The 20,258-nt window shown below is 71.3% G+C and carries 21 protein-coding genes and 2 pseudogenes; 8 read left to right on the forward strand and 15 right to left on the reverse strand.

Going from position 1 to position 20,258, the window contains the following annotated elements; all coding sequences use genetic code 11:
* Positions 1–10 precede the first annotated feature (10 nt).
* Both ACFYOV_RS03510 and ACFYOV_RS03515 read right to left on the reverse strand, forming a co-directional pair.
* A complete protein-coding gene (locus tag ACFYOV_RS03510; protein ID WP_389082237.1) occupies positions 11–226 on the reverse strand; it encodes a hypothetical protein in 216 nt (71 codons plus the stop codon).
* Entirely contained in the window at positions 223–432 is a 210-nt protein-coding gene (locus ACFYOV_RS03515; protein WP_389082239.1) for a hypothetical protein, read from the reverse strand. Before ACFYOV_RS03515 ends, ACFYOV_RS03510 begins: the two co-directional genes overlap by 4 nt.
* Positions 433–548: 116 nt before the next feature.
* Between ACFYOV_RS03515 and ACFYOV_RS03520 the strand changes: the two are divergent.
* The 3 genes and pseudogenes from ACFYOV_RS03520 to ACFYOV_RS03530 all read left to right on the forward strand — a co-directional run bounded on the left by ACFYOV_RS03520 (position 549) and on the right by ACFYOV_RS03530 (position 2,293).
* A pseudogene (locus tag ACFYOV_RS03520) lies at positions 549–1,381 on the forward strand (helix-turn-helix domain-containing protein).
* Positions 1,363–1,560 carry a DUF397 domain-containing protein gene (locus ACFYOV_RS03525; RefSeq protein ID WP_389082242.1) on the forward strand — a complete coding sequence of 66 codons (198 nt, stop codon included), beginning with the start codon at positions 1,363–1,365 and terminating at the stop codon, positions 1,558–1,560. The pseudogene ACFYOV_RS03520 and the gene ACFYOV_RS03525 overlap by 19 nt, the downstream one beginning before the upstream one ends.
* Positions 1,561–1,618: 58 nt before the next feature.
* Positions 1,619–2,293: a hypothetical protein gene (locus ACFYOV_RS03530; RefSeq protein ID WP_389082244.1), complete on the forward strand. Its 675-nt coding sequence runs from the start codon at positions 1,619–1,621 to the stop codon at positions 2,291–2,293.
* A gap of 38 nt (positions 2,294–2,331) precedes the next feature.
* On the opposite strand, the gene ACFYOV_RS03535 is transcribed toward ACFYOV_RS03530, so the two are convergent.
* The 5 genes from ACFYOV_RS03535 to ACFYOV_RS03555 all read right to left on the reverse strand — a co-directional run bounded on the left by ACFYOV_RS03535 (position 2,332) and on the right by ACFYOV_RS03555 (position 7,141).
* Positions 2,332–2,547 carry a hypothetical protein gene (locus ACFYOV_RS03535; protein ID WP_389082247.1) on the reverse strand — a complete coding sequence of 72 codons (216 nt, stop codon included), beginning with the start codon at positions 2,545–2,547 and terminating at the stop codon, positions 2,332–2,334.
* 11 nt (positions 2,548–2,558) lie between these two features.
* Complete coding sequence (locus ACFYOV_RS03540) at positions 2,559–3,137, reverse strand: ArsR/SmtB family transcription factor (RefSeq protein WP_389082249.1); 579 nt, start codon at positions 3,135–3,137, stop codon at positions 2,559–2,561.
* 726 nt (positions 3,138–3,863) lie between these two features.
* Positions 3,864–4,988 (reverse strand): hypothetical protein, encoded by a 1,125-nt coding sequence (locus ACFYOV_RS03545; RefSeq protein ID WP_389082251.1) that lies wholly within the window; start codon positions 4,986–4,988, stop codon positions 3,864–3,866.
* A gap of 121 nt (positions 4,989–5,109) precedes the next feature.
* Positions 5,110–6,051: an SCO2521 family protein gene (locus tag ACFYOV_RS03550; RefSeq protein ID WP_389082254.1), complete on the reverse strand. Its 942-nt coding sequence runs from the start codon at positions 6,049–6,051 to the stop codon at positions 5,110–5,112.
* Positions 6,052–6,175: 124 nt separating this feature from the next.
* A complete protein-coding gene (locus ACFYOV_RS03555; protein WP_389082256.1) occupies positions 6,176–7,141 on the reverse strand; it encodes an SCO2522 family protein in 966 nt (321 codons plus the stop codon).
* Positions 7,142–7,312: 171 nt separating this feature from the next.
* Between ACFYOV_RS03555 and ACFYOV_RS03560 the strand changes: the two are divergent.
* Positions 7,313–7,672, forward strand: a pseudogene (locus tag ACFYOV_RS03560) (GNAT family N-acetyltransferase); the annotation flags it as partial.
* A 27-nt stretch (positions 7,673–7,699) separates the two neighbouring features.
* On the forward strand, positions 7,700–8,521 hold the full coding sequence (locus ACFYOV_RS03565; RefSeq protein ID WP_389082455.1) for a hypothetical protein: 822 nt from the start codon (positions 7,700–7,702) through the stop codon (positions 8,519–8,521).
* A gap of 209 nt (positions 8,522–8,730) precedes the next feature.
* On the opposite strand, the gene ACFYOV_RS03570 is transcribed toward ACFYOV_RS03565, so the two are convergent.
* The 5 genes from ACFYOV_RS03570 to leuA form a co-directional block, all read right to left on the reverse strand.
* A complete protein-coding gene (locus ACFYOV_RS03570) occupies positions 8,731–9,648 on the reverse strand; it encodes an SCO2523 family variant P-loop protein (RefSeq protein ID WP_389082259.1) in 918 nt (305 codons plus the stop codon).
* A gap of 2 nt (positions 9,649–9,650) precedes the next feature.
* Complete coding sequence (locus tag ACFYOV_RS03575; RefSeq protein ID WP_389082261.1) at positions 9,651–11,495, reverse strand: SCO2524 family protein; 1,845 nt, start codon at positions 11,493–11,495, stop codon at positions 9,651–9,653.
* A 55-nt stretch (positions 11,496–11,550) separates the two neighbouring features.
* Positions 11,551–12,303 carry an SCO2525 family SAM-dependent methyltransferase gene (locus ACFYOV_RS03580; RefSeq protein WP_389082446.1) on the reverse strand — a complete coding sequence of 251 codons (753 nt, stop codon included), beginning with the start codon at positions 12,301–12,303 and terminating at the stop codon, positions 11,551–11,553.
* A 97-nt stretch (positions 12,304–12,400) separates the two neighbouring features.
* Positions 12,401–13,096 carry a TerB family tellurite resistance protein gene (locus ACFYOV_RS03585; protein ID WP_389082263.1) on the reverse strand — a complete coding sequence of 232 codons (696 nt, stop codon included), beginning with the start codon at positions 13,094–13,096 and terminating at the stop codon, positions 12,401–12,403.
* A 215-nt stretch (positions 13,097–13,311) separates the two neighbouring features.
* Complete coding sequence (gene leuA, locus ACFYOV_RS03590; RefSeq protein ID WP_389082266.1) at positions 13,312–15,033, reverse strand: 2-isopropylmalate synthase; 1,722 nt, start codon at positions 15,031–15,033, stop codon at positions 13,312–13,314.
* A 332-nt stretch (positions 15,034–15,365) separates the two neighbouring features.
* Here leuA and ACFYOV_RS03595 point away from each other — a divergent pair, with 332 nt between their 5' ends.
* The 3 genes from ACFYOV_RS03595 (at position 15,366) to ACFYOV_RS03605 (ending at position 18,128) form a co-directional block, all read left to right on the forward strand.
* On the forward strand, positions 15,366–16,436 hold the full coding sequence (locus ACFYOV_RS03595) for a M4 family metallopeptidase (protein ID WP_389082267.1): 1,071 nt from the start codon (positions 15,366–15,368) through the stop codon (positions 16,434–16,436).
* Positions 16,437–16,457: 21 nt separating this feature from the next.
* Positions 16,458–16,724 (forward strand): protealysin inhibitor emfourin, encoded by a 267-nt coding sequence (locus ACFYOV_RS03600; protein WP_389082270.1) that lies wholly within the window; start codon positions 16,458–16,460, stop codon positions 16,722–16,724.
* 87 nt (positions 16,725–16,811) lie between these two features.
* Complete coding sequence (locus tag ACFYOV_RS03605) at positions 16,812–18,128, forward strand: GH1 family beta-glucosidase (protein ID WP_389082272.1); 1,317 nt, start codon at positions 16,812–16,814, stop codon at positions 18,126–18,128.
* 54 nt (positions 18,129–18,182) lie between these two features.
* Here ACFYOV_RS03605 and era read toward each other — a convergent pair whose 3' ends face one another.
* The 3 genes from era to ACFYOV_RS03620 form a co-directional block, all read right to left on the reverse strand.
* Positions 18,183–19,136: a GTPase Era gene (gene era / locus ACFYOV_RS03610; RefSeq protein WP_389082275.1), complete on the reverse strand. Its 954-nt coding sequence runs from the start codon at positions 19,134–19,136 to the stop codon at positions 18,183–18,185.
* Positions 19,137–19,233: 97 nt separating this feature from the next.
* The gene (locus tag ACFYOV_RS03615) at positions 19,234–19,713 is read right to left on the reverse strand and encodes a hypothetical protein (protein WP_389082277.1); all 480 of its coding nucleotides are present in this window, start codon (positions 19,711–19,713) and stop codon (positions 19,234–19,236) included.
* A gap of 172 nt (positions 19,714–19,885) precedes the next feature.
* The gene (locus tag ACFYOV_RS03620; RefSeq protein WP_389082279.1) at positions 19,886–20,239 is read right to left on the reverse strand and encodes a cytidine deaminase; all 354 of its coding nucleotides are present in this window, start codon (positions 20,237–20,239) and stop codon (positions 19,886–19,888) included.
* Positions 20,240–20,258 lie beyond the last annotated feature (19 nt).

Genomic DNA, 20,258 nt, shown 5'->3' on the forward strand with positions numbered 1-20,258 from the left:
CGGGCGGCCCTCAGGGCAGCTCCCCCCGGCTGCGTGCGTTGGCGTACGCGGTCGCCGCGCGCAGCCGCTCCGCGGGGGTCGCGTACCGGACGAGCACCGGGTCGGCGTCCCACTCCCGGCCCCCGCCGAACGGTCTCAGCTGGACGTAGGGACCCTCGTGCCCCATGACGATGCCGACCCGCTCGGTCCCGGTGTCCACGACGTACGCGCCGATGGGCGGCTTCACCGCGCCACCGCCGCCGCGATCCGCCGGGCCGTGTCGACGGAGCACCGCCCCATGTCGATCAGCGGGCAGGGGGCCTCCCGTGCGAGACCCACCGGGTCCAGGACCCACGACGACAGGGTAATTCCGGCCTTTGCGAGTGCCGCCCGCAATTCCTTCACCACTTCCTCCGCTTCGTCGACGCGGAGCGCCGAGTGCTGTGCCTTCAACGTGATCCCCTTTCCTTCGCCCTTTCACTCTTCGTATCCCGATGGTGACCGTACGCGTCTACACTCGGGAGTGGTTTGGGCACTACAACTCCGGGGCAGCGCAAAGGAGTTCATCAATGGCCAACGCTTCGCGGCAGGCGGCGTGGGAGTTCTTCGGGACGGAACTGAAGCGCCGGCGGGAGGAGGCGGGGTTCACGCAGGTGGAGCTGGGTGCGCGAGGTTCGTCTCCGGTGGTTATATCGGCCAGTTCGAACAGGCCATTCGCAAGCCCCAATGGGACGTCGCGCAACGGATCGACGAGGTGCTGCAATCCGACGGTATTTTCGAGCGAATGTGGCGGAAGCTCATTGACGACCGGCGGTATGCGGATTACTTCGCGGAGGTCGTGGAGTTGGAGAAGCTGGCCACGAGGATCTGCGAGTTCGCGTCGACGCTGGTGCCGGGGCTTCTCCAGACGGCGGCGTATGCGCGGACGGTGACCGTGGCGGCCAACCCATTCGTCACCGACGAGTACGTCGAGGAGAAAGTGGCGGGTCGACTGGAACGGGCGGAGCTTCTCAAGGACGCAACTCGGCCGGAGTATTGGGTGGTTCTGCACGAGAACGCGCTGCGCGTGCCGGTGAGCGGGCGGGAGGCCATGGCCGAGCAGCTGGGCCACGTCGCCCGTTTGATGCGTGAGCGTCAAGCGTTGGTGACGGTGCTGCCGTACGAGGAGGGCGCCCACCCCTCCATGGGCGGCATGCTGACGCTCATGGAGTTCGACGACGCGCCACCCGTCGCCTATACAGAGACGTCGTTTTCGGGAATGTTGATCGACGATCCCGACGTGGTGAAGCGGGCGCAGCGCGCATACGATCTGCTCAGGGTCGCCACGCTGTCACCGGAGGCGTCCCTGGCCCTGGTCGAGTCGGCGGCGGAGGACCACAGACGATGCGCGAGGATGTCCTGAGCAACGGCTGCTGGCGCAAGAGCAGTTACAGCAACGGCGAGGGCGGAAGCTGCGTCGAGGTCGCCGACGGAGTCCCCGATGCCGTCCCCGTCCGGGACAGCAAGGTGCCGGACGGAGCCGTTCTCGTCGTGGGCCGGGAAGCGTGGCGGACGTTCGTCGCGGACGTCGCGGCACGGTGAGACGCCCGGCCGGGACGGGCCACGCCGCACAAGGTGTCGCGGCACGGGGAGAGGACCCATGGGAAACGCACGCACGTCACTGCTGACGGCCGCCGCCGCGGCGACGCTGCTCACCGTCTCGGGATGCTCGGGGGAAGGCGCGCCGGCGGCGGAGGCGTCGCCGTCCGGGCTGGCTCAGTACACAGCCGCTCCCGACCCGGCCACTCCCGAGCCGAGCCCGACCACGGACGCTCCCGTGGAATGCGTGAAAACGGCCGGGATGGGCGTCAGGCAGCTGACCGCGTATCTGAAGGAACTGCCCAGCGGCAGCGGCGCTTTCCGGAGCAGGGGCCTGACCCTGGACTCCTCCGGCCTGAGGTTCAGCCCGGAGGCGGTCCAGAGACCCTGCGAGGCGATCGCGGTGAAGGTCGCCCACTTCTGGGTCGAGACCGAGAAGACCAGGGACGCGGACACTTTCGGCCCGGCCCGCTACGAGTACCGGTACAAGCGGATCGGCGCCGCTTCCCACAAGGTCGGTCCGAAGGAGGGCAGGGTCCCCGACACCGCACCGCCCCGGGCGACCGCCTGCCGGGGCACGGTTTCCGTGGCCTACCTCGGCAAGGACATCCCGGAGGATTCCCTGCCGTACGACCTGGAACTGATCGATGCCGACGCCCCCGTCCCGGTCGAGGTGGCCGAGGACCGGGCGCTGTCCGCGATCTACGTTTCGCCCCTGTACCCGGGGTCCTGCTGACCAAGGACGGGCACCGGCGACCGCCAGGAGTCCGCGCGTCAGGCGAGTGGCCACGCCGCGCCGCGCCGGGGCAGGGCGACCGCGGCCCGGTGGGCGACCGCCATCCGCAGGCCGATCTCCACGAGCGCCCAGCCGATGCGGCTGCGCAGGTGACGGAGGCGCGCGGGTGCGGCGGCGAGGTGTGACACCTCGCGGGCGGCGCGGGCTTCGGCGAGTCGGGCGTGGTGCAGGGCGAGATGTGTCTCGGGGTGCATCGGTCGGCCTCTCAGTCCGTCTGGACGGGGATGACGTGGCTGTGGACGCGGACCTGCTCGGCCGCCGGGGGGCCGCCGTCGTGAGCGCGGTAGCTCTCCACGAGGTCGTGCATCCGCTCGATGAGTTCGCGGGCGAGCTCGGGCGTGAGGCGGAGCGTCCAGTCGCTCATGTCCGAGCTGCTGCGCCAGGTCTCCGGCCAGTCCTCACGCGTGCCGATCCAGGTCGCGAGCTCCTGGGTGTGCTGGTTGGCGACTTCGTGCAGGAACAGGTCAGCGGCTCCGCGCACGCCGGGGTCGCGGTCCCCGAGCAGGGCGTCGTCGAAGCTCACGCCGTCGTGGACCGCCCTCCACCACCGCTCCCGGCCCTTGCCGTGTTCCGGCGCGTCCTCCACGAAGCCGTGCGTGGCGAGCTGACGCAGGTGGTAGCTGGTGGCCCCGCTCGACTCGCCGAGCCTGGCCGCCAGTTGGGAGGCGGTGGCCGGACCGCCCCGCCGCAGGGCGTTCAGCAGCTGCATGCGCAGCGGATGCGCGAGTCCCCGCAGTGAGCGGGCGTCGAGGCTGCGGACCTTCGGATTCTGGGAGTCCTTCACGCCCCCCACGATAGACATGCAAAGGGTTCATTGCAACGTCTTCTTTGCAACAAACTCTTTGCATGGGACGGCCGTTCGTCGGACCGCACGATGAACTGCCGATGACGCCGTTGGCGTGACGTTTCGCCCGCTCCGCAACCGGGGCGACCGCCCCGCGCCTCCTGTCCTGCAGAACCGACACCCCTTGGTGAGGAGACCGACATGACCGCCACCGCTTTCGAGTACGGCCCGAACCATGCCACCCGCGACCGGGACTACCTGCTGGCCCCGCCGCACCCGGCCGACCGTCTCGGCGCCGACATCTCCCTGGATCCGCGCGACCGCCGCCGCCTGGAGCTGCACGCCGCCCTGACCGCGGCCGGTATCCCGCCCCGAGGACCGCGAGGCCATCGACCGTCTCAGCGCCCTCCCCGGCAGCATCAACTCCACGATTCAGCGCTGGCTGCAGCACACCCTGTGACGGGCCGCCGGCCGCTCACGGCGGACCCGGGGCCACCAGGCCCGACTCGTACGCCACGATGCCGGCGACGAGCCGTGCCGTGGGTGGTGCTCGGCGGCCCCCATGGCTCGGGCCTCCCTCCGGCACGGATGTCCGGATGGTTCCGGACTCCCGGCGCGGGCGGGCCGTTGCGTTGGGCCCGAGGCCGAGTTGCCGCTGACTGCCGGGGGGTGGCGGGGCTGCGTTACTCTCCGGGGAGTAGGGAGAGGGAGGCGGTTCGGCCCCGCTCAGGCCCGGTCGACCATCCAGGTGCCCTTCTCCTGGTCGTCGGCCCGGACCTCCAGTTCGCGGATGCTCATGCCCGCCTCCCAGAGCTCCTCGAACCGCTTCATGCGGTCCTGGACGTGGTCCGGGCGGGCGATGAGGCGGGTTCTGACGTAGACGTCGCGCAGGTCCTGTTCGATCTCCAAGGACACCGCCCCGTCGTAGAGAATGTAGTCGCCGGTGGCGCCGCGCAGCAGATGGGGTGGCAGCTCCGGCAGGACCGCCACGCGCACCTCGATGTGCAGCACCTCCTGCTCCTCGCACAGCCGCAGCAGCCGGTCGTCGAGTTCCCGCGCGCTCTTCAGCAGGAACAGCCGCCGCACCGGCACCCCGTGCTCGTCGATCGCCTCCCGATGCGCGTGCAGGTAGCGGCCGGCGGGCTCGCTGTTCCACAACTCCGGGTCGACGCCGGTGCTGGTGGCGCAGATGGACTCCTCGGCGGCCCGGGTGAGGGTGATCATCCAGTCGTGATTCTCGCCGGGGCACTCGACGTTCAGCGTGGTGAGGTCGGTCATGTATCCGATCACCCGCTTCATCTCCAGCCGGACGAAGGTGGAGAGGATCGGGGGTCCGGGGGCCAGGATCTCGGCGAGGTTGGTGGCCAGGTCGGGAACCGCGTCGACGCACGGCAGGGCCGGGCCCGGGTGGGCGTCCGTGCCCCGCTCCAGCACGACGCGCCGGTGCTCGGCGAGTTGCCTCACGTCCTGGGTGTAACGGGTCAGGACGCTCCGCGGGTCGGCGTGGGGCACCGCTTCGGCCGGTACCTCCGCGGGGGCGCCGGTCTGCGGGGCCTGCGTCGGAGGCGCCCCCGCGGGTGCCCCGCGGTGCGGGCCGTGCAGGTGCTGGACGGCCACCGCGGCTCCGGCGACGAGCCCGGCGGCGGCGAGCTGCCGCACCGCGCCGTCCTCCGGGCTCAGCAGCGCGGCGACGCCCCAGGTGAGCAGCGCCAGGACGAGGCCGACCAGCAGTCTGCGCGTCCAGGGGGTCGGCTTCGGGTTCCGGTCTGGGCCGCCCGCGCGGTCGGCGCCGTTCACCGGGCCGGGCGGACCGGCCGTCTCGTCGGGCCGGGGTGATGGTGCCGTGCTCATCTCGCTGCTCCTTCCGTTGGGACACGCGTCGGATCGGGATGCGGGGATGTGCGTGGGTTCGGGAGTCCGCCCGGCGCCTCGTGGGCGCGTCGGGGGCTCGGGCGTACGGGGCCGGGGCGGGTCAGGGCGCCGACTCCACGTCCCGGTACGGAGCGGGGACGGCGTGCAGGGTGAGCTGGTCGCGGATGCGCTGCACCATCGTCTGCCACTGCCGGGTGAAGCCGGGCCGTTCCTCCAGCGCCTCCCACAGCGGCGCGAGTCGCCTCGCCACCCGGGCCCGCGGCATCCACAGGTGCAGCAGGTGGTCGACGGCCGGCCGCAGCGCCTCCACCACAGCGGGACGGTACTGCGCCGCCCCGGGCAGGGGGCGGGCGGGTTCCCCGGAGCCCAGCCGGATGCCGTCGAGGATGCGGACGACGGTGGTGAGCAGCCAGTCGTGCAGGGCGAGGTCGTCGCAGAGCCCGGCGATCTCGGCGGCGGGCGTCCCCTCGGGCACCCGGAGCCGTACCGTGCGCAGCTCGTCCTCGGCGACGGTGAACCGCTCGAGCACCGGGCCGTCGTCCCGAGCCGTGGGCAGCGCCACCCAGCGGAGCCGGGTCGGCCGGGACTTCAGCGGTGGCCGCTGGTCGAGCAAGGAGTGGCGCAGGAGCCGGGTGAGCAGCCCGCCGGCGATCAGGCCGACGTCGAGTTCGCCGTGCCGCCCGCCGTCGAGCAGCCCTTGGGCGACCGCCTCACGGGGCAGCCTGCCGAACGGTTCGACCACTCCGGGCCGCACCAGGTAGTGCCCCCAGGGTCGCCGGTGGTCGGGGCCGGCGGCGGGGACGCGGAAGTACGCGGAGGTCTGCAGGACGCGTCCCTCGGTGAGGGCGGCCCGTGCGGCGACGGTGCCGACAGCGCGGACCCTGGCGCCGTTGGCACTGGGCAAGGGGCAGTCGACGCCGGTGAGGGTCTCGGGGGAACGCCCGTAGTGGTTGGGGCGCTCCGAGAGCAGGACGCGCTCGTCCGCGCGCAGGGCGAGGAACTGGGCGGCGGACCGGCTGTCGAGGGCCTGCCGGGCGGGCAACAGGCAGGTGCGGACCTCGCCGCAGGCGAGCGCCTCCGGCGGGGCGGGCGGGACCGGCCGCGGGTCCCTTGACGCGCTCCTGTCCGGCCGGGCCGCACTCGGCGCGCTCTCCCCCGGCCCCACGTCAGGCCCCCGCGTAGAAGACGTAGGAGACCCGGTCGGCCACCGAGTCCGGGACGGGCACCGATTCGCGCGTGGCACGCTGGGCGGCCTGGCGCAGTGCTTCCGGCTCCACCTCGATCCGGTCGAGGATCACCCGGACGGCGTGCTCGACGGGTAGGAACCGGTTGGGCAGCACCGAACACGTCCGGTACGCGGCGAACGGGTCCGCGTGCGGGTTGAGCCGCACCAGCGAGGGCAGTTCGTCCCAGTCGTCGGGGAAACCGGACGCGGTGTGCGGCTCGGGGACGAGGACGGCCTCGCCACGGTTGCGCAGCAGCCCGAGCCGGGCGAGCTGCCACACCGCGGCCAGGAAGGGACAGGACCAGGTGCGCTGTCCGTCGGGGCCGTCGCTCCACAGCTCGACGTCGAGGAAGACGGAGTGACGGCGGGCGGCGGTCTCGCTGGGCGGCTGCCAGGCGACGGCCCTCCGCATCGCCTGCGGGGCGTGCGCGGTGGGACTGCGCTCGCCGTTGGCCAGCCAGCCGGTCAGCGTGGCCGGCGGACGCGTGCCGTAGCTGCCCGGCGGCGGCTCCTCGACGATGCGGCCGGCCACCGCCTCGGCGACCGGGACCTTCCCGTTGACCGCGCAGCCGGACTCGCGGGCCAGGTAGTCGACGGCGATCCCGGCCCGGTCGGCCTCCTCCAGCAGGAGCGGGACGAGTGCGGCGGGGCCGGCGAAGCGGGTGAAGTAGTCGTCGATCAGGAAGCAGGTGCTGATCCTGGGGCGGCTGTCGCCCGACGCGGCGGCCGTCGCGGCGCGGGCCGCGTCCGCCCAGGGGCGCACCCGCTCGAAGTGGCGCCTCAGGTGCCCGCGGCCGGCCTCGAAGTCCTCCATGTAGAAGTGGCCCAGCTCCAGGGAGAGGTGGGACAGCGGCACCGCCCGGGTGCGTGGTTCGGCGGTGGTCTCCTGAAACACTGACTCAGTCACAGCGTCTCCGCTCCGTCGGTCACCAACCGGGTCAGCAGCCCAAGTCAGCAATGCCGCAGTCGACTTGACGATATGCTGTCGGAAGCGATGTTCCGTGGTCAAAGGGCCGAGGGGCACGCGCCGATCGGTAGCATGCAACCCCGGAACCTGGGCTGACCGAAACGGACGGACATGGCTGCGTGGTCGACCAGGACAGCCGACCCGGCGGATCTGGCCTCGATTCGCTCCCTCCTGATCGATTCGTGTGAGCCGTCGCTCATCCCCTCGTCGGCTGTGCTCGACACAGCTGTTGGGCGTGGTGCGGTGCGAGTCGCCGAATCCGACGGTGCGTTGCTGGGGTGCGTCGTCGCCGAGACGCCGTCTCCGGGACATGTGCGGCTGTCGGTGATCGCGGTCCACACCGGAGTGCGACGGCAGGGTGTGGCCACTCGGCTCCTGACGGAGACGGTGAAGGTCCACCGGACGTCCGATGCACCGCTCCTATCCGTCCTGGTCACCGCGGAGGACGTTGCGTTGTCGCGGCTCCTCCTGGCATGCGGCTTCCTGGGTACCCGACTCATGCGCGACAGCGGCCCGGGCGCCGATGTCCGGATTCACTACCAGCACAAGTCGCGCGTCGCGTATCTGGATCCGGATTCCCGGCACCTCGTACCCGTCAGTGATCAGGAGCAGCTCGCGGAGTCCCTGGCACCGTCCGATCACGCGGTGACGGCGTTGGTGCCCTTGGGCGATGGTTGGGCGTTCGAGATAGCGAGGTTCGAGCAGGACGATCCCGCAACGCTTCAGTCCGGGGAAGCCGCGGCCGGCATCGCCTTCGCCGGTTCCATTCTCGCCGCCATCACCTTCCTCCTCGGCTTCGCCTTCTCGTCGACCCGCTTCCCGGACGACGTACGCCTGCTCCTCATCGGAGCGACGTTCAGCACCGTGCTCTCCCTGATCGTGTACGCGAGCGCCTCCGGCGAGCTCGCCCGGATCCGCTCCAACTCGTTCGGCAAGATCATGAAGTGGGGGAACGTGCTGTCCGAGTACGGCGGTGTGTTCCCTTTCCTCATCTCGCTCCCCGTGACCTACGCACAGGCCAGTCGGAACCCCTGGACCACCATGGTTCTGGCCCTTGTGGTCAGCGCCGCCATCGCCTGGTACGAACGGTCCGAGTTCTCCATCGCCCGTCGCTTCCGACGGAGTCCGGGCGAACTCACCCTGGTGGTGCTCACTGCGGCTTCGCCGACAGTGGGCGCGGGCCTGGTCGCGGCGAACGCCACGAGCTGGCCGTGGACCACGGTGCTGGTCCTCACCCTTTCGGCCCGGACAGGGCTGTACCTCTTCTACCGAGGCGCCGAGGCGGACATCGCCGAGCGTCGGCAGTGGCAGGCCAGGTAGTCACTGCGATCACACGGCGGATCCCTCCACGACCTCGCGGGCGGATCCCCGGCACGGTCTCGGGCTCCTCGAGGATCCGGGCTCCAGGAATCGACGGTTCCACGGCGGCACAACGCGCGATCGTGCGCCCAGCACCGCAAGCCCCGACAGGGCCGACGCTGCCCGCCTCCGTCATGCGCAGTGGTCGAGGCTCTGCTCGGCCGACACGCTCAAGGCCGCCCCCAGTGGGAGTCGTCGGTCAGGCGCCGGGCGATCTCCTCGAGCGCCTCGAGCGTCTCCTTGTCGGCGATCTGGGTGGAGAGCACGTCCTCCTCGGTGATCAGCTGCTCGCGCCACTGGAGGATGGGCTCCAACGGCACGATGCCGAGGACGACGCTGTCGCCGATGCGGTGTTCGGCGGCGAGCCGGCGCAGCGCCCCGTCGCAGGACTGCATCCAGGCGGCCTGGGCGGGCGAGCCCTGGGACCACAGCGGCGACTCGGGGTCGGGCACGGCGGTCCGGACGAAGCGGACGGCGCCGCGCAGGGTCTCCTCGTCGTGCCCGCGGTCGACGCCGCCCGCGATGATGCCGTTCTCCTGGTGCACGAGTCCGGAGGCGGCGATGACGTGCTGCCGGGTCCAGCGGTGGAAGACCAGCCAGCGGAAGGGGACGTAGCGCATCCGGGGGTGGGCCGTGGCCGCGAGGACCATGTCGACGGCGTAGCTGCGGCCGGCGCTGAGGTCGACGACGATGAGGTCGAACTCGCCGTTGAGCCACAGCAGCAGGTCGACGCAGCGTTCCAGGACGTCCTCGCCGGTGGCGAACTCCCCGCCGCCTGCCTCGCCGGGGAACAGGACGAGGCGGCCGGACTGGTGGGGCCGGGCGCGCAGCAGGGGGCGCTCGGTCTGCCGCCAGACATCGATCCTGGCCGGTTCGGTGACCTCGCCCTCGAGGTAGGAGTGCAGGCCGCATTCCTCGGTGCCGCGCATCGCGCCGGGCACGTCGAAGACCGCGGCGGCCGTGGGCGAGCCGAAGTCGAAGTCGACGTAGGCCACGTGGTCACCGGTCAGGGCGCGCTGGTAGGCCAGGTTGGCGCTGGTGACCGAGCGGCCCGTGCCTCCCTTGTCGGAGGCGGCGAAGACGAGCACGGCTACACCTCCTGGGCGGCGACGCCCCGGGCCTGGGCCAGGGTGTCGAGTTCCCGGAGCACGGGCAGGGCCAGTGCGAACGCGGTGGCGGGCCGTTCGTCGACCAGGCTGCGGGCGTGGTCCAGGCGGCTCTCGATGCTGCGCATGGCCCGGCCCCGGCTTCCGTCGGGGGTGGCGGAGGCCTCGAGCTGCTCCTTGCCGAACAGGTGGGTGGCCTCGCTGAGCGCCTCGCGGGCCAGCCGGGCGAGTTCGGAGCTGCGGATGGGCTGCTGCTCGTACAGGCCGCGGGCGGCGACCAGGCATTCGGTGACGCGTTCGGTGACGCTCCAGGACAGGCGCTTGCCGACACCGCGCGCGTCCGGGTGGACGGCCCGGACGTCGTCCCACAGGCCGGTGCCGTCGCCGTCCTCGATGCGTCGGCTCCACAGGTGCTCGAAGGTCTGCTCGGCCAGGCGCAGCAGCCGGTCCTGGGCATCGACGTTGCGGGAGAGCTCGGCGAGCTGGATGGTCCGCTTGAGCAGTTGGGCGGAGAAGTCGGTCATCCGCCACTGGAGGAGCCCGCCGGAGCGCTCGGAGCCGGCGAGCGGCATGGTCACGCCGGGGTCGTGCAGGGCGACGGCGGGGTCGTCGCGGGTCATCCGGCTGGTGATGCGGCCGCGGTCGGCGAGGCGCTCCATGATGGCGACGGTGCGGGTGAGGTCGTCGTCGGTGGCCTTCCGGCGGACCAGGTCGTGGACCAGGATGGCCGCGACGGTCAAGGAGAAGTACTCCGACTCCAGGCGCAGTCCGGTGGTCTGCCAGGGCAGGTCCTCCAGGGGCCAGCGGTCGCTGCCGAAACGGGCGACGGCCGACCAGTACTGCTGGCTCAGTTCCCAGCGCAGCCGCAGTGCCTCGGCGAGTTTCTGCTGGTCGGCGTCCAGCAGGCCGAGGGTGAGGGTGCGGTCGGAGAACAGGTCCTGGATGCCGTCGAGGGCGACGACGGTGAAGTAGACGTAGGGCAGCCGGTCGGCGATGCCGTCGGGCTGGCCGGGGACCTGCACGTCCAGGTCGGTGATCGTCGGTGCGTCCTTGACCACGCCCCAGGCCCAGCCGCACTCGAAGAGCCGGCTCTCGTCGCGGATGCTCTCGTCGACCTGGATGCCGCGGCTGAGGCTCTCGATGATGGTGGCGCGCAGCGGGCGGAGGCGGCGGGAGAACTGCTGCAGGACGGCCCGGTCGGACTGTCTGTTCCGACCGATGACCTGGATCAGCCGCCGGCCCTGCTCGGACTCGGCGTCGAAGACGTTGACGGTGAAGGAGCGCAGCAGACTGATCATGGCGGAGGTCAGCCGGGTGTGGGTGGCCTCCCTCAGCTCGGCCAGCGCCCTGCGCACTTCGGGTCGGGTGGTGCCGGCTTCGTAGACCTTCAGGAAGCCGAGGGTGGCGAGACAGAGCGTGACGGACATGGAGAAGGAGTCGACGACACCCAACTTGCCCTGCTCGTGGGTGAGTTCCTTCTTGGGGTCGGCGGGTCGGAAGTACGGGCCGCCGGCGAAGGTGGGGCTGTCGTCCGGGTCGGTGTAGGTGCGCATGAACTGGGTGAGCGCGGTGATGAGGTGGGGCGGGATCTCCAGTCGACTGCCGACCCGTTCCAGCGCGCGCAGGACGTCCCGCTCGGTGGTGTCCGGCTGGTCGAGGCGGAACGCGGGGAACTCGGTGGCCGGGTAGAGCAGGCAGAGCAGCCGCTCGGCGTCCGCGACGCTGCTCAGCCCGTCGGTCTCCCCCCGGACGAGCTTTCCGTCGTCGAACGAATGGCGGGCCAGGGCCCGCCAGATGTCCAGCAGGTGCTGGCGTGGCTTGATCTGCATCCCCGTACCCCTCGAACAGACCCGAGTGCCCTGTGTGCAGACATCGTCCCCGTTCCTACGGGGCGGCAATCGCCGCGTTGCGCCGCCCCAGGGCGAGAAGCATTCCCTCGTGCCCCGGCCGCACCATGTGATCCAGACGGTGAATCTCGAGTTCGGCGGCGAACGGTTGCAAAGCATCCCGGACGAGCGTCTCGTTCACCCGACAGGCGGGATACCAGTGTTCACCGACGCAGTATCCGACCGCTTCCTGCATGAACGCCGCGGCGAACGGCGCCTCCTCCTTCAGCGCACCCATGAAGCACTGCACTCCCCGCCGGAACTCCTCGGGGTGCTCGGACATCAATTCGGCGACGAAAAACATGGTTCCGATGTCCCAGCGTCGTTGTCCGTCGAGGTCCAACAGGTTGCCGCGTTCCACCCGGACGATCCCGCCGAACCGGTTCCTCGGCTCGACGTCCCGGTAGGCGGGGGCCTGACTCAGTACGTCCCAGAACGCGTCCCAGACCGTGTCGTATCCCCCATCGGACGCCTGTTTCTCCAGGTACTCGACATTCGGAGTCGCATATTCCAGGAGGAGGACGCTCTCACACCAGGGCAGCATGGAAAGGGCCGGATAGAGATTCGCGCCGGCGCCCATGTCGATCCCCCGGGCCGAGGCCGGAGCACCCTGTTCACAACAGCGGCTGAAATGGTCACGCATGAGCCCCAAGATCAGCAGATCGACTTCGAGCGGGGTCCGGTAATTGAGGTCGACATACGCCTCTGGATCGAACTTCGACCACGGTGCGTCGGCGTTTCGGTCCATCATCACCCTGCCTGGTTGCCTTCCCTGTCGGACAGGACTGTGCACGCGCCTGGTGCTGCGACGCGCCCCGGTCTGTCACGGCGCGGCCGCCGGGCCCCGGTCAGGACGGTGTCCGGGCCGCCGCCAGCAGGCGGGTGACGTCCGTGGAGCAGATGGTCAGGGCCGCGCCGACCGTGGCCAGGGTGTCGCGTTCGGCGGGGGTGTAGGGGCCGTCGGCCAGGGCGATGCGGGCGCCCTGGAGCAGGATCGCCTCGCGGCCCGCGGCGGCGAGGTGCGGGGCCAGGGGATCCAGGGCCTCGTGGAGCTCGATGGCCAGACCCACGGCGCAGGGCTCGGCGGTGAACCGGCCCGTGTCCGCCGCCAGCGCCTCGACGAGCGCGGCGAGCTGTTCCTCCGTGCAGTCGTCGAAGCCGGCCGCGCGCACCGCGGTCACGGCGGTCTCCAGGGCCGCCCGCGAGCCGGTGCCGCCCGCGGCCAGCACCGCGAGCGCGACGGTGTGCACGGCGTCGCGCAGCATCGCGGAGAAGCGGGTGGTGGTGGGGTGGTCCAGGACGTCGGTGCCGAAGTGCCGGCGGCAGGCCGCGCACTCGACGACCGGCCCGGTCTCACCGCGCGGCAGCACCGGCACGCCCAGCAGGGAGAAGCGGCGGTGGCCGGTCAGCCGCTGGTAGTTGCGGTCGCCGCCGCAGCCGGGGCAGAAGAACTCCCCGTCACCGACCGGCGTCCACGACGTGCGGGTGCCCAGGAGGCGAGAAAGCCCGGCGGCACGGCCATTCGGTCCCCGTCCTGGCAGCACGTCGCACCTCCATAACTCCCCCGCTGCCCGATGAGCGCGGGCGGTGCCCCCACGGCACCGTTGCCGCGCTTGCGTGATGTTAGCCACATCCGCGAGGCGGAGTCAGTAGTCCGGAAGTCCCTATCCGTGCCGTGCACAGCAATTGGCCGGTATACGCCGGGGCCCTGTCCGCCGTCCACGGCGGCCCGAGCCCCGGCGCTCCGGGATTCGGCTGATCAGCGCGCCGCGCGGTTGACGGCCGAGACGACCGCCTTCAGCGAGGCGCGCGTGGTGTTCGCGTCGATTCCGATGCCCCACAGCACCTTGTCCTCGATGGCGCACTCGATGTAGGAGGCGGCCTGCGCGGAGGCGCCCTCGCTCATGGTGTGCTCCTGGTAGTCCAGCAGCCGTACGTCGATGCCGATGGACTGGAGGGCGTCGAAGAACGCCGAGATCGGACCGTTGCCGGTGCCGGTCAGCACGGTGTCCGCGCCGTCGACCGTGGCCTCGACGGTGAGCGTGTCGACGCCGTCCCGGTCGGTCGTGGACTGGCCGTTCCTGACCTGGATGCGGCCCCAGGGGTTCTCCGGGTTGGGCAGGTACTCGTCCTCGAAGGTGGCCCAGATGTCCTTCGGCGTGACCTCGCCGCCCTCGGCGTCCGTCTTCGCCTGAATGATCTTCGAGAACTCGATCTGCATCCGGCGCGGCAGGTCCAGCTTGTGGTCGTTCTTCAGCACGTACGCGATGCCGCCCTTGCCGGACTGCGAGTTGACCCGGATGACCGCCTCGTAGGAGCGGCCCACGTCCTTGGGGTCGATCGGCAGGTACGGGACGGCCCACTCGATGTCGTCGACCGTGACGTCCTTGGCCTTCGCGTCGGCCTCCCTGGCGTCGAAGCCCTTCTTGATGGCGTCCTGGTGGGAGCCGGAGAAGGACGTGTAGACCAGGTCGCCCACGTACGGGTGGCGCGGGTGGACCTCCATCTGGTTGCAGTACTCCCACGTACGGCGGATCTCGTCGATGTCGGAGAAGTCGATCTGCGGGTCCACGCCCTGCGAGAACAGGTTCATGCCCAGAGTGACCAGGTCGACGTTGCCGGTGCGCTCGCCCTGCCCGAAGAGGCAGCCCTCGACGCGGTCGGCGCCGGCCATCAGCGCCAGCTCGGCGGCGGCGACGGCGGTGCCCCGGTCGTTGTGGGGGTGGACGGACAGGCAGACGTACTCGCGGCGGGACAGGTGGCGGCCCATCCACTCGAAGCGGTCGGCGTGCGTGGAGGGGGTCGAGCGCTCCACCGTGGCGGGCAGGTTGAGGATGATCTCGCGGTCCGGGCCGGGCTGCCAGACGTCCATCACCGCCTCACAGACCTCCAGCGCGAAGTCCAGCTCGGTGTCGGTGAAGATCTCGGGGCTGTACTGGTAGCCGAAGTGGGTCTCGGGGCCCAGCAGCTTCTCGGCGTACTCCATGACCAGGCGGGTGCCGTCGACCGCGATCTGCTTGATGTCGTCCTTGGAGCCGCGGAAGACGACCCGGCGGAAGACCGGGGCGGTGGCGTTGTACAGGTGCACGGTGGCGCGGTGGGCGCCGCGCAGGGACTCCACGGTCCGCTCGATCAGGTCCTCGCGGGCCTGGGTGAGGACGGAGATCGTCACGTCCTCGGGGATGGCGCCGGGCTCCTCGATGATGGAGCGCACGAAGTCGTAGTCGGTCTGGCCGGAGGCCGGGAAGCCGACCTCGATCTCCTTGTAGCCCATCTTGACCAGCAGGTCGAACATCGCGCGCTTACGGGCGGGCGACATGGGGTCGATCAGGGCCTGGTTGCCGTCGCGCAGGTCGGTGGAGAGCCAGCGGGGGGCGGCGGTGATCCGCTGGTCGGGCCAGGTGCGGTCGGGGATGTCGACCTGGTCGTAGCGGCCGTACTTGTGGATCGGCATGGGGCTGGGCTGCTGGCGGTTCGCCATGATGCGTGGGCTCCTCGATGGTCCGCGGGGTGTCCTTGCCGGGACGGCCGACGGCGCAGCGCCACACTCCGCGGGGAGGGGGTCGGCCTCTACTGCAGGCCCTCGCCGCGGCAGCTAAGGAGAAGCAGCCCGAAACGCATGATGCTCCGCAGCTTAACCGAGCCGTGCGTCACGCGAGGGTCCGTTTCAGTATGCGGGACCGCGGGGAGGAACCGGGCCAAAAGTGCCGTATACCACTTCCGCGTCCGTCGGCGGGCGGGATCGTGCGTACCATTCACCGATCCTGGTTGCCGCCAGTGACAGGCGGATAACGCAGTGCAATGGTGCTTGGCATGACCACCAACGGGGGCTTCGAGCCCGTCTTCTGCACCATCATTCCGCCCCACGTCCTCGACCGGCTGGCGCAGGCCGAGGACCCCGTACTGGCCGGCCCGGCCCGGCGCACCCTCCAGCGCGACGCCTACGAGCGCACCCAGCGCCGGCTGACGACGGTCGTCGGCGCCCCGGCCGTCGCCCAGCCCGCCGCGGCCGAGGCGGGCAGGCCGCACCGCACCGTCCACGACGCCCGGCACGGCACCGACCTGCCGGGCACGAAGGCCCGAGGCGAGGGCGACGAGCCCGGCCAGGACGCCACCGTCAACCGCGCCTACGCGGGCCTCGGCGCCACCTTCGAGCTGTTCCTGTCGGCGTACGCGCGGGACTCGATCGACGGCAACGGGCTGCCGCTGGACGCCACGGTGCACTACGACCGCGACTACAACAACGCGTTCTGGAACGGCGAGCAGATGGTCTTCGGCGACGGGGACGGGGAGATCTTCCTGGACTTCACCATCCCCGTCGACGTCATCGGCCACGAGCTCGCCCACGGCGTCACGCAGTACACGGCGAACCTGACCTACTTCGGCCAGCCCGGCGCGCTCAACGAGTCGGTCTCGGACGTCTTCGGCGCGCTGATCAAGCAGTACACGCTCCGCCAGACCGCCGCCGAGGCCGACTGGCTGATCGGGGCCGGCCTGCTCGCCCCGCGGGTCACCGGCAAGGCACTGCGCTCCATGAAGGCGCCGGGCACGGCGTACGACGACGACGTCCTCGGCAAGGACCCGCAGCCCGCGACGATGGACGACTACGTCCGCACCGGCCGGGACAACGGCGGGGTGCACATCAACTCCGGCATCCCCAACCACGCCTTCTACCTGACGGCCACGACCCTGGGCGGGCATGCCTGGGAGCGCGCCGGGCAGATCTGGTACGACGTGCTGACCGGGGGCGAGCTGAAGCAGGACGCGCTGTTCACCGACTTCGCGACGCTGACGGTGAAGGCGGCCCGGGCCCGGTACGGGGACGGCGAGGAGCTGGAGGCCGTGAGCAAGGGATGGGAACAGGTGGGGGTGCGGACGCTGTAGTTCCGTACTAGACACGGACCCATGCGCATTCAGGTCACACGCACCGGCGGATTCGCCGGCATCGAGCGACGCGCCGAGGTGGAGACCGCGGGCCGCGCCGACGCTCCCGAGTGGCACTCCCTGGCCGAGCGGGCCCTGGCCGCGGGCCGGGGCACGCCACCGGTCGGCGTGCCGGACGGCTTCAGCTACCGGATCACGGTGGACGGCCGGACCGTGTACTGCGCGGACCCCCGGCTGACCGACGACCAGCGCGAGCTGATCTCGAAGGTGCTCAAGGAGGGCGCGTAGGACTCGGCGGCCGGTCGCCACGAGCGCAACGGCCGGTCCGCGCACGGGCGTTGACGCGCCTTACCGCGGGTACGGATGATCCGTGCCATGGCGACGAACCCGATCCCCCGCTTCCCGGCCGGCTTCCTGTGGGGCGTGTCCACCTCGGCCCACCAGATCGAGGGCGCCGCGGACCTGCGCGAGCCCTCGGTGTGGGACGCCTTCGCCGACCGGCCGGGGCGGGTGAAGGACGGCTCGACCGCGGCGGTGGCCTGCGACCACTACCACCGCTACCGCGAGGACGTGGCCCTCCTGGCCGGTCTGGGTGTGAACGCGTACCGCTTCTCGGTGTCGTGGCCGAGGGTGCTGCGCGAGGGCGGCCTGGACTTCTACGACCGGCTGGTGGACGAGCTGTGCGCGGCGGGCGTCGGCCCGGTGGCGACGCTGTTCCACTGGGACCTGCCGTTGGCCCTGCACGAGGCGGGCGGCTGGCTGCGGCGGGACACGGCGGCCCGGTTCGCCGAGTACGTCTCGGTCGTCGCCGGGCGCCTCGGCGACCGCGTCCGGCGCTGGATCACCCTCAACGAGCCCGCCGAGCACACCCTGCTGGGCCACGCCCTGGGCATCCACGCCCCCGGCGAACGGCTGATGTTCGAAGCGCTGCCGGTCGCCCACCACCAGCTGCTGGCCCACGGCCTGGCGGTCCGCGCCCTGCGCGCGGAGGGCGCCGGCGAGATCGGCATCACCAACTCCCACGGGCCGACCTGGCCGGCGTCGTCCCGGGCGGCGGACGTGGAGGCGGCGGACCTCTACGACGTCCTGCTGAACCGCCTGTTCGCGGACCCGGTGCTGCTGGGGACCTACCCGGACGGGTTCGGCGAGCTGATGCCCGGTGACGTCGGGGCCGATCTGGCGGTGATCGCCGAACCGCTCGACTTCTACGGCGTCAACTACTACGCGCCGACGAAGGTCGGCGCCCCGCAGGGCGCCGAGATCGAGTTCGGCGGGGTCGTCATGCCCGCGGAACTCCCCTTCTCCGTGCGGCGGATCGAGGACCGCCCGCTGACCGACTTCGGCTGGCCGGTGGTCCCCGAGGCGCTGACCGAACTCCTCACGGCCTTCCGCTCCCGCTACGGCGAGCATCTCCCCCCGGTCGTCGTCACCGAGAACGGCTGCTCCTACGAAGGACTCGACGACCGGGACCGCATCGCCTATCTCGACGGCCACGTCCGGGCCCTGCACCGGGCCCTGGAGGCCGGGGCGGACGTGCGGGGCTACTTCGTGTGGTCCCTGATGGACAACTTCGAGTGGGCCGAGGGCTACGCCCGCCGCTTCGGCCTGGTGCACGTGGACCACGCGACCCGGGAGCGCACCCCGAAGGCGTCGTACGCCTGGTACCGGGAGCTGCTGCGGGCCCAGCGGTGACCGCGGCCCGGGGCACCGGCGGTGAGCCCTCGGGGACCACCGGGCCGGGGCGGCTCAGAAGCCGAGGCGCCTGAGCTGCTTGGGATCGCGCTGCCAGTCCTTGGCCACCTTGACGTGCAGGTCCAGGAAGACCGGCGTGCCCAGCAGCGCCTCGATCTGCTTGCGGGACTTGATGCCCACGTCCTTCAGACGCTTGCCCTTGGGGCCGATGACGATGCCCTTCTGGCTGGGGCGCTCGATGAAGAGGTTGGCGTGGATGTCCAGCAGGGGCTTGTCGGCGGGGCGGTCCTCGCGCGGGAGCATCTCCTCGACGACCACGGCGATGGAGTGCGGGAGCTCGTCGCGGACGCCCTCCAGGGCGGCCTCGCGGATCAGTTCCGCGACCATGACCATCTCGGGCTCGTCCGTCAGGTCGCCCTCGGGGTAGAGGGCCGGACCCTCGGGCATCAGCGGGATCAGCAGGTCGGCCAGCAGGTCGACCTGCTTGTTGGCGGTCGCCGAGACGGGGACGATCTCCGCCCAGGTGATCCCGAGCTCCTTGCCGAGCTGGTCGACGGCGATCAGCTGCTCGGCCAGGGCCGGGCCGTCCACCAGGTCGGTCTTGGTGACGATCGCGACCTTCGGGGTCTTCCTGATCCCGGCCAGCTCCTTGGCGATGAAGCGGTCGCCGGGGCCGATCTTCTGGTCCGCGGGCAGGCAGAAGCCGATCACGTCGACCTCGGCCCAGGTGGTGCGGACGACGTCGTTCAGCCGCTCGCCGAGCAGGGTGCGCGGCTTGTGCAGCCCGGGGGTGTCCACCAGGATCAGCTGCGCGTCCGGGCGGTGCACGATGCCGCGCACGGTGTGCCGGGTGGTCTGGGGGCGGTTGGAGGTGATCGCCACCTTCTGCCCGACCAGAGCGTTCGTGAGGGTGGACTTGCCCGCGTTGGGGCGGCCCACGAAGCAGGCGAAGCCGGCCCGGTGGACAGCGTCGGCCGGCTGCTCGGATGACTGGGTACGAACACTCATGGCGCCCATTCTCCCTGATGCCGGGAGCCCCGCCGTACCACCGGTCGGCCGGGCCGGACGCCCGGCGGCGTCCGGCCCGGCCGACCGGCCGCGCGGGTCAGTCGAAGACGAACGGGCCCGGCGCCTGCGGGGCGGTCGCCGTGCAGGTGATGGTGATGAAGCCGAACGCGGTCACCTTCAGCGTGCCGCCGAACGCCTCCAGGCTGTCGCCGGGGGCCACGGTCCCGGTCAGCGGGCCGACCTCGAGGGCGTCGCCGGTCGCCATGGCCGGGTTCCTGGTGCCCCTGAAGACGGTGGTGCCGCCGCCGGCCTTCACCATGGTGAGCTCCGAGACCAGCGAGTCCCTGCCGAGCGCGACGGGCGCGGTGACCGCGGAGGTGTGGAGGGTGATCGTGGCGGACGTGCCGTTCTGCGTGGCCGTCAGGGTGGCCTCGCCGCCGCCCCGGGTTCCGCAGTCGGCGTCGACGGTCGCCGACCCGGGGGCGACGGCGGCAGCGGTGGGGGCGAAGGCGAGCCCGCAGACCGCGAGAACGCCTGCGGCCAGGGACACACCTGTTCCGAATCGCTTGCCTCTCATGGATTCCGGCTCCCTTTCCGTGTGGGGGGAACTGCTCGCAGGGGGTCCGGACCCGGCTGCACCGGGGAGGGCCGCTGACATTCCGTCAGCGGCGCCGGTTCCATTGATGCGCGGGAGGCGGTGCGGGGCAAGGTCGGTATCCGGCCTATTTACCGCTGGTAACAGCAGGTCGTCAGCCCGCGGTCAGCATCTCCCGTACGGTCCCGTCCGGCCCGGCCACGAGCACCGGGGTCCGAGGTCCGCCGAGGTCGCGCACGGCCGCGCGGTCCTGCTCGGACGCCGATCCGGCGTCGGTCACCACCGCCGCCGCCTCCAACGAGGTCGCCCCGGACGCCACCGCCATCGCCACCGCCGTCTGCAGGGCACTCAGCTTCAGGGAGTCCAGGGCCACGGTTCCCGCGACGTACGTCCGCCCGGTCTCGTCACGCACGGCTGCCCCCTCGGGCACGCCGTTGCGGGCCCGCGCGGAACGGGCCAGGGTGACGATCTTGCGGTCCTCGGGGTCGAGCGCGCTGCTGTCGGTCATGACAGGAGCATACGTAGCC

Source organism: Streptomyces sp. NPDC005931 (genome assembly GCF_042871235.1).
Taxonomy (GTDB): Bacteria; Actinomycetota; Actinomycetes; order Streptomycetales; family Streptomycetaceae; genus Streptomyces.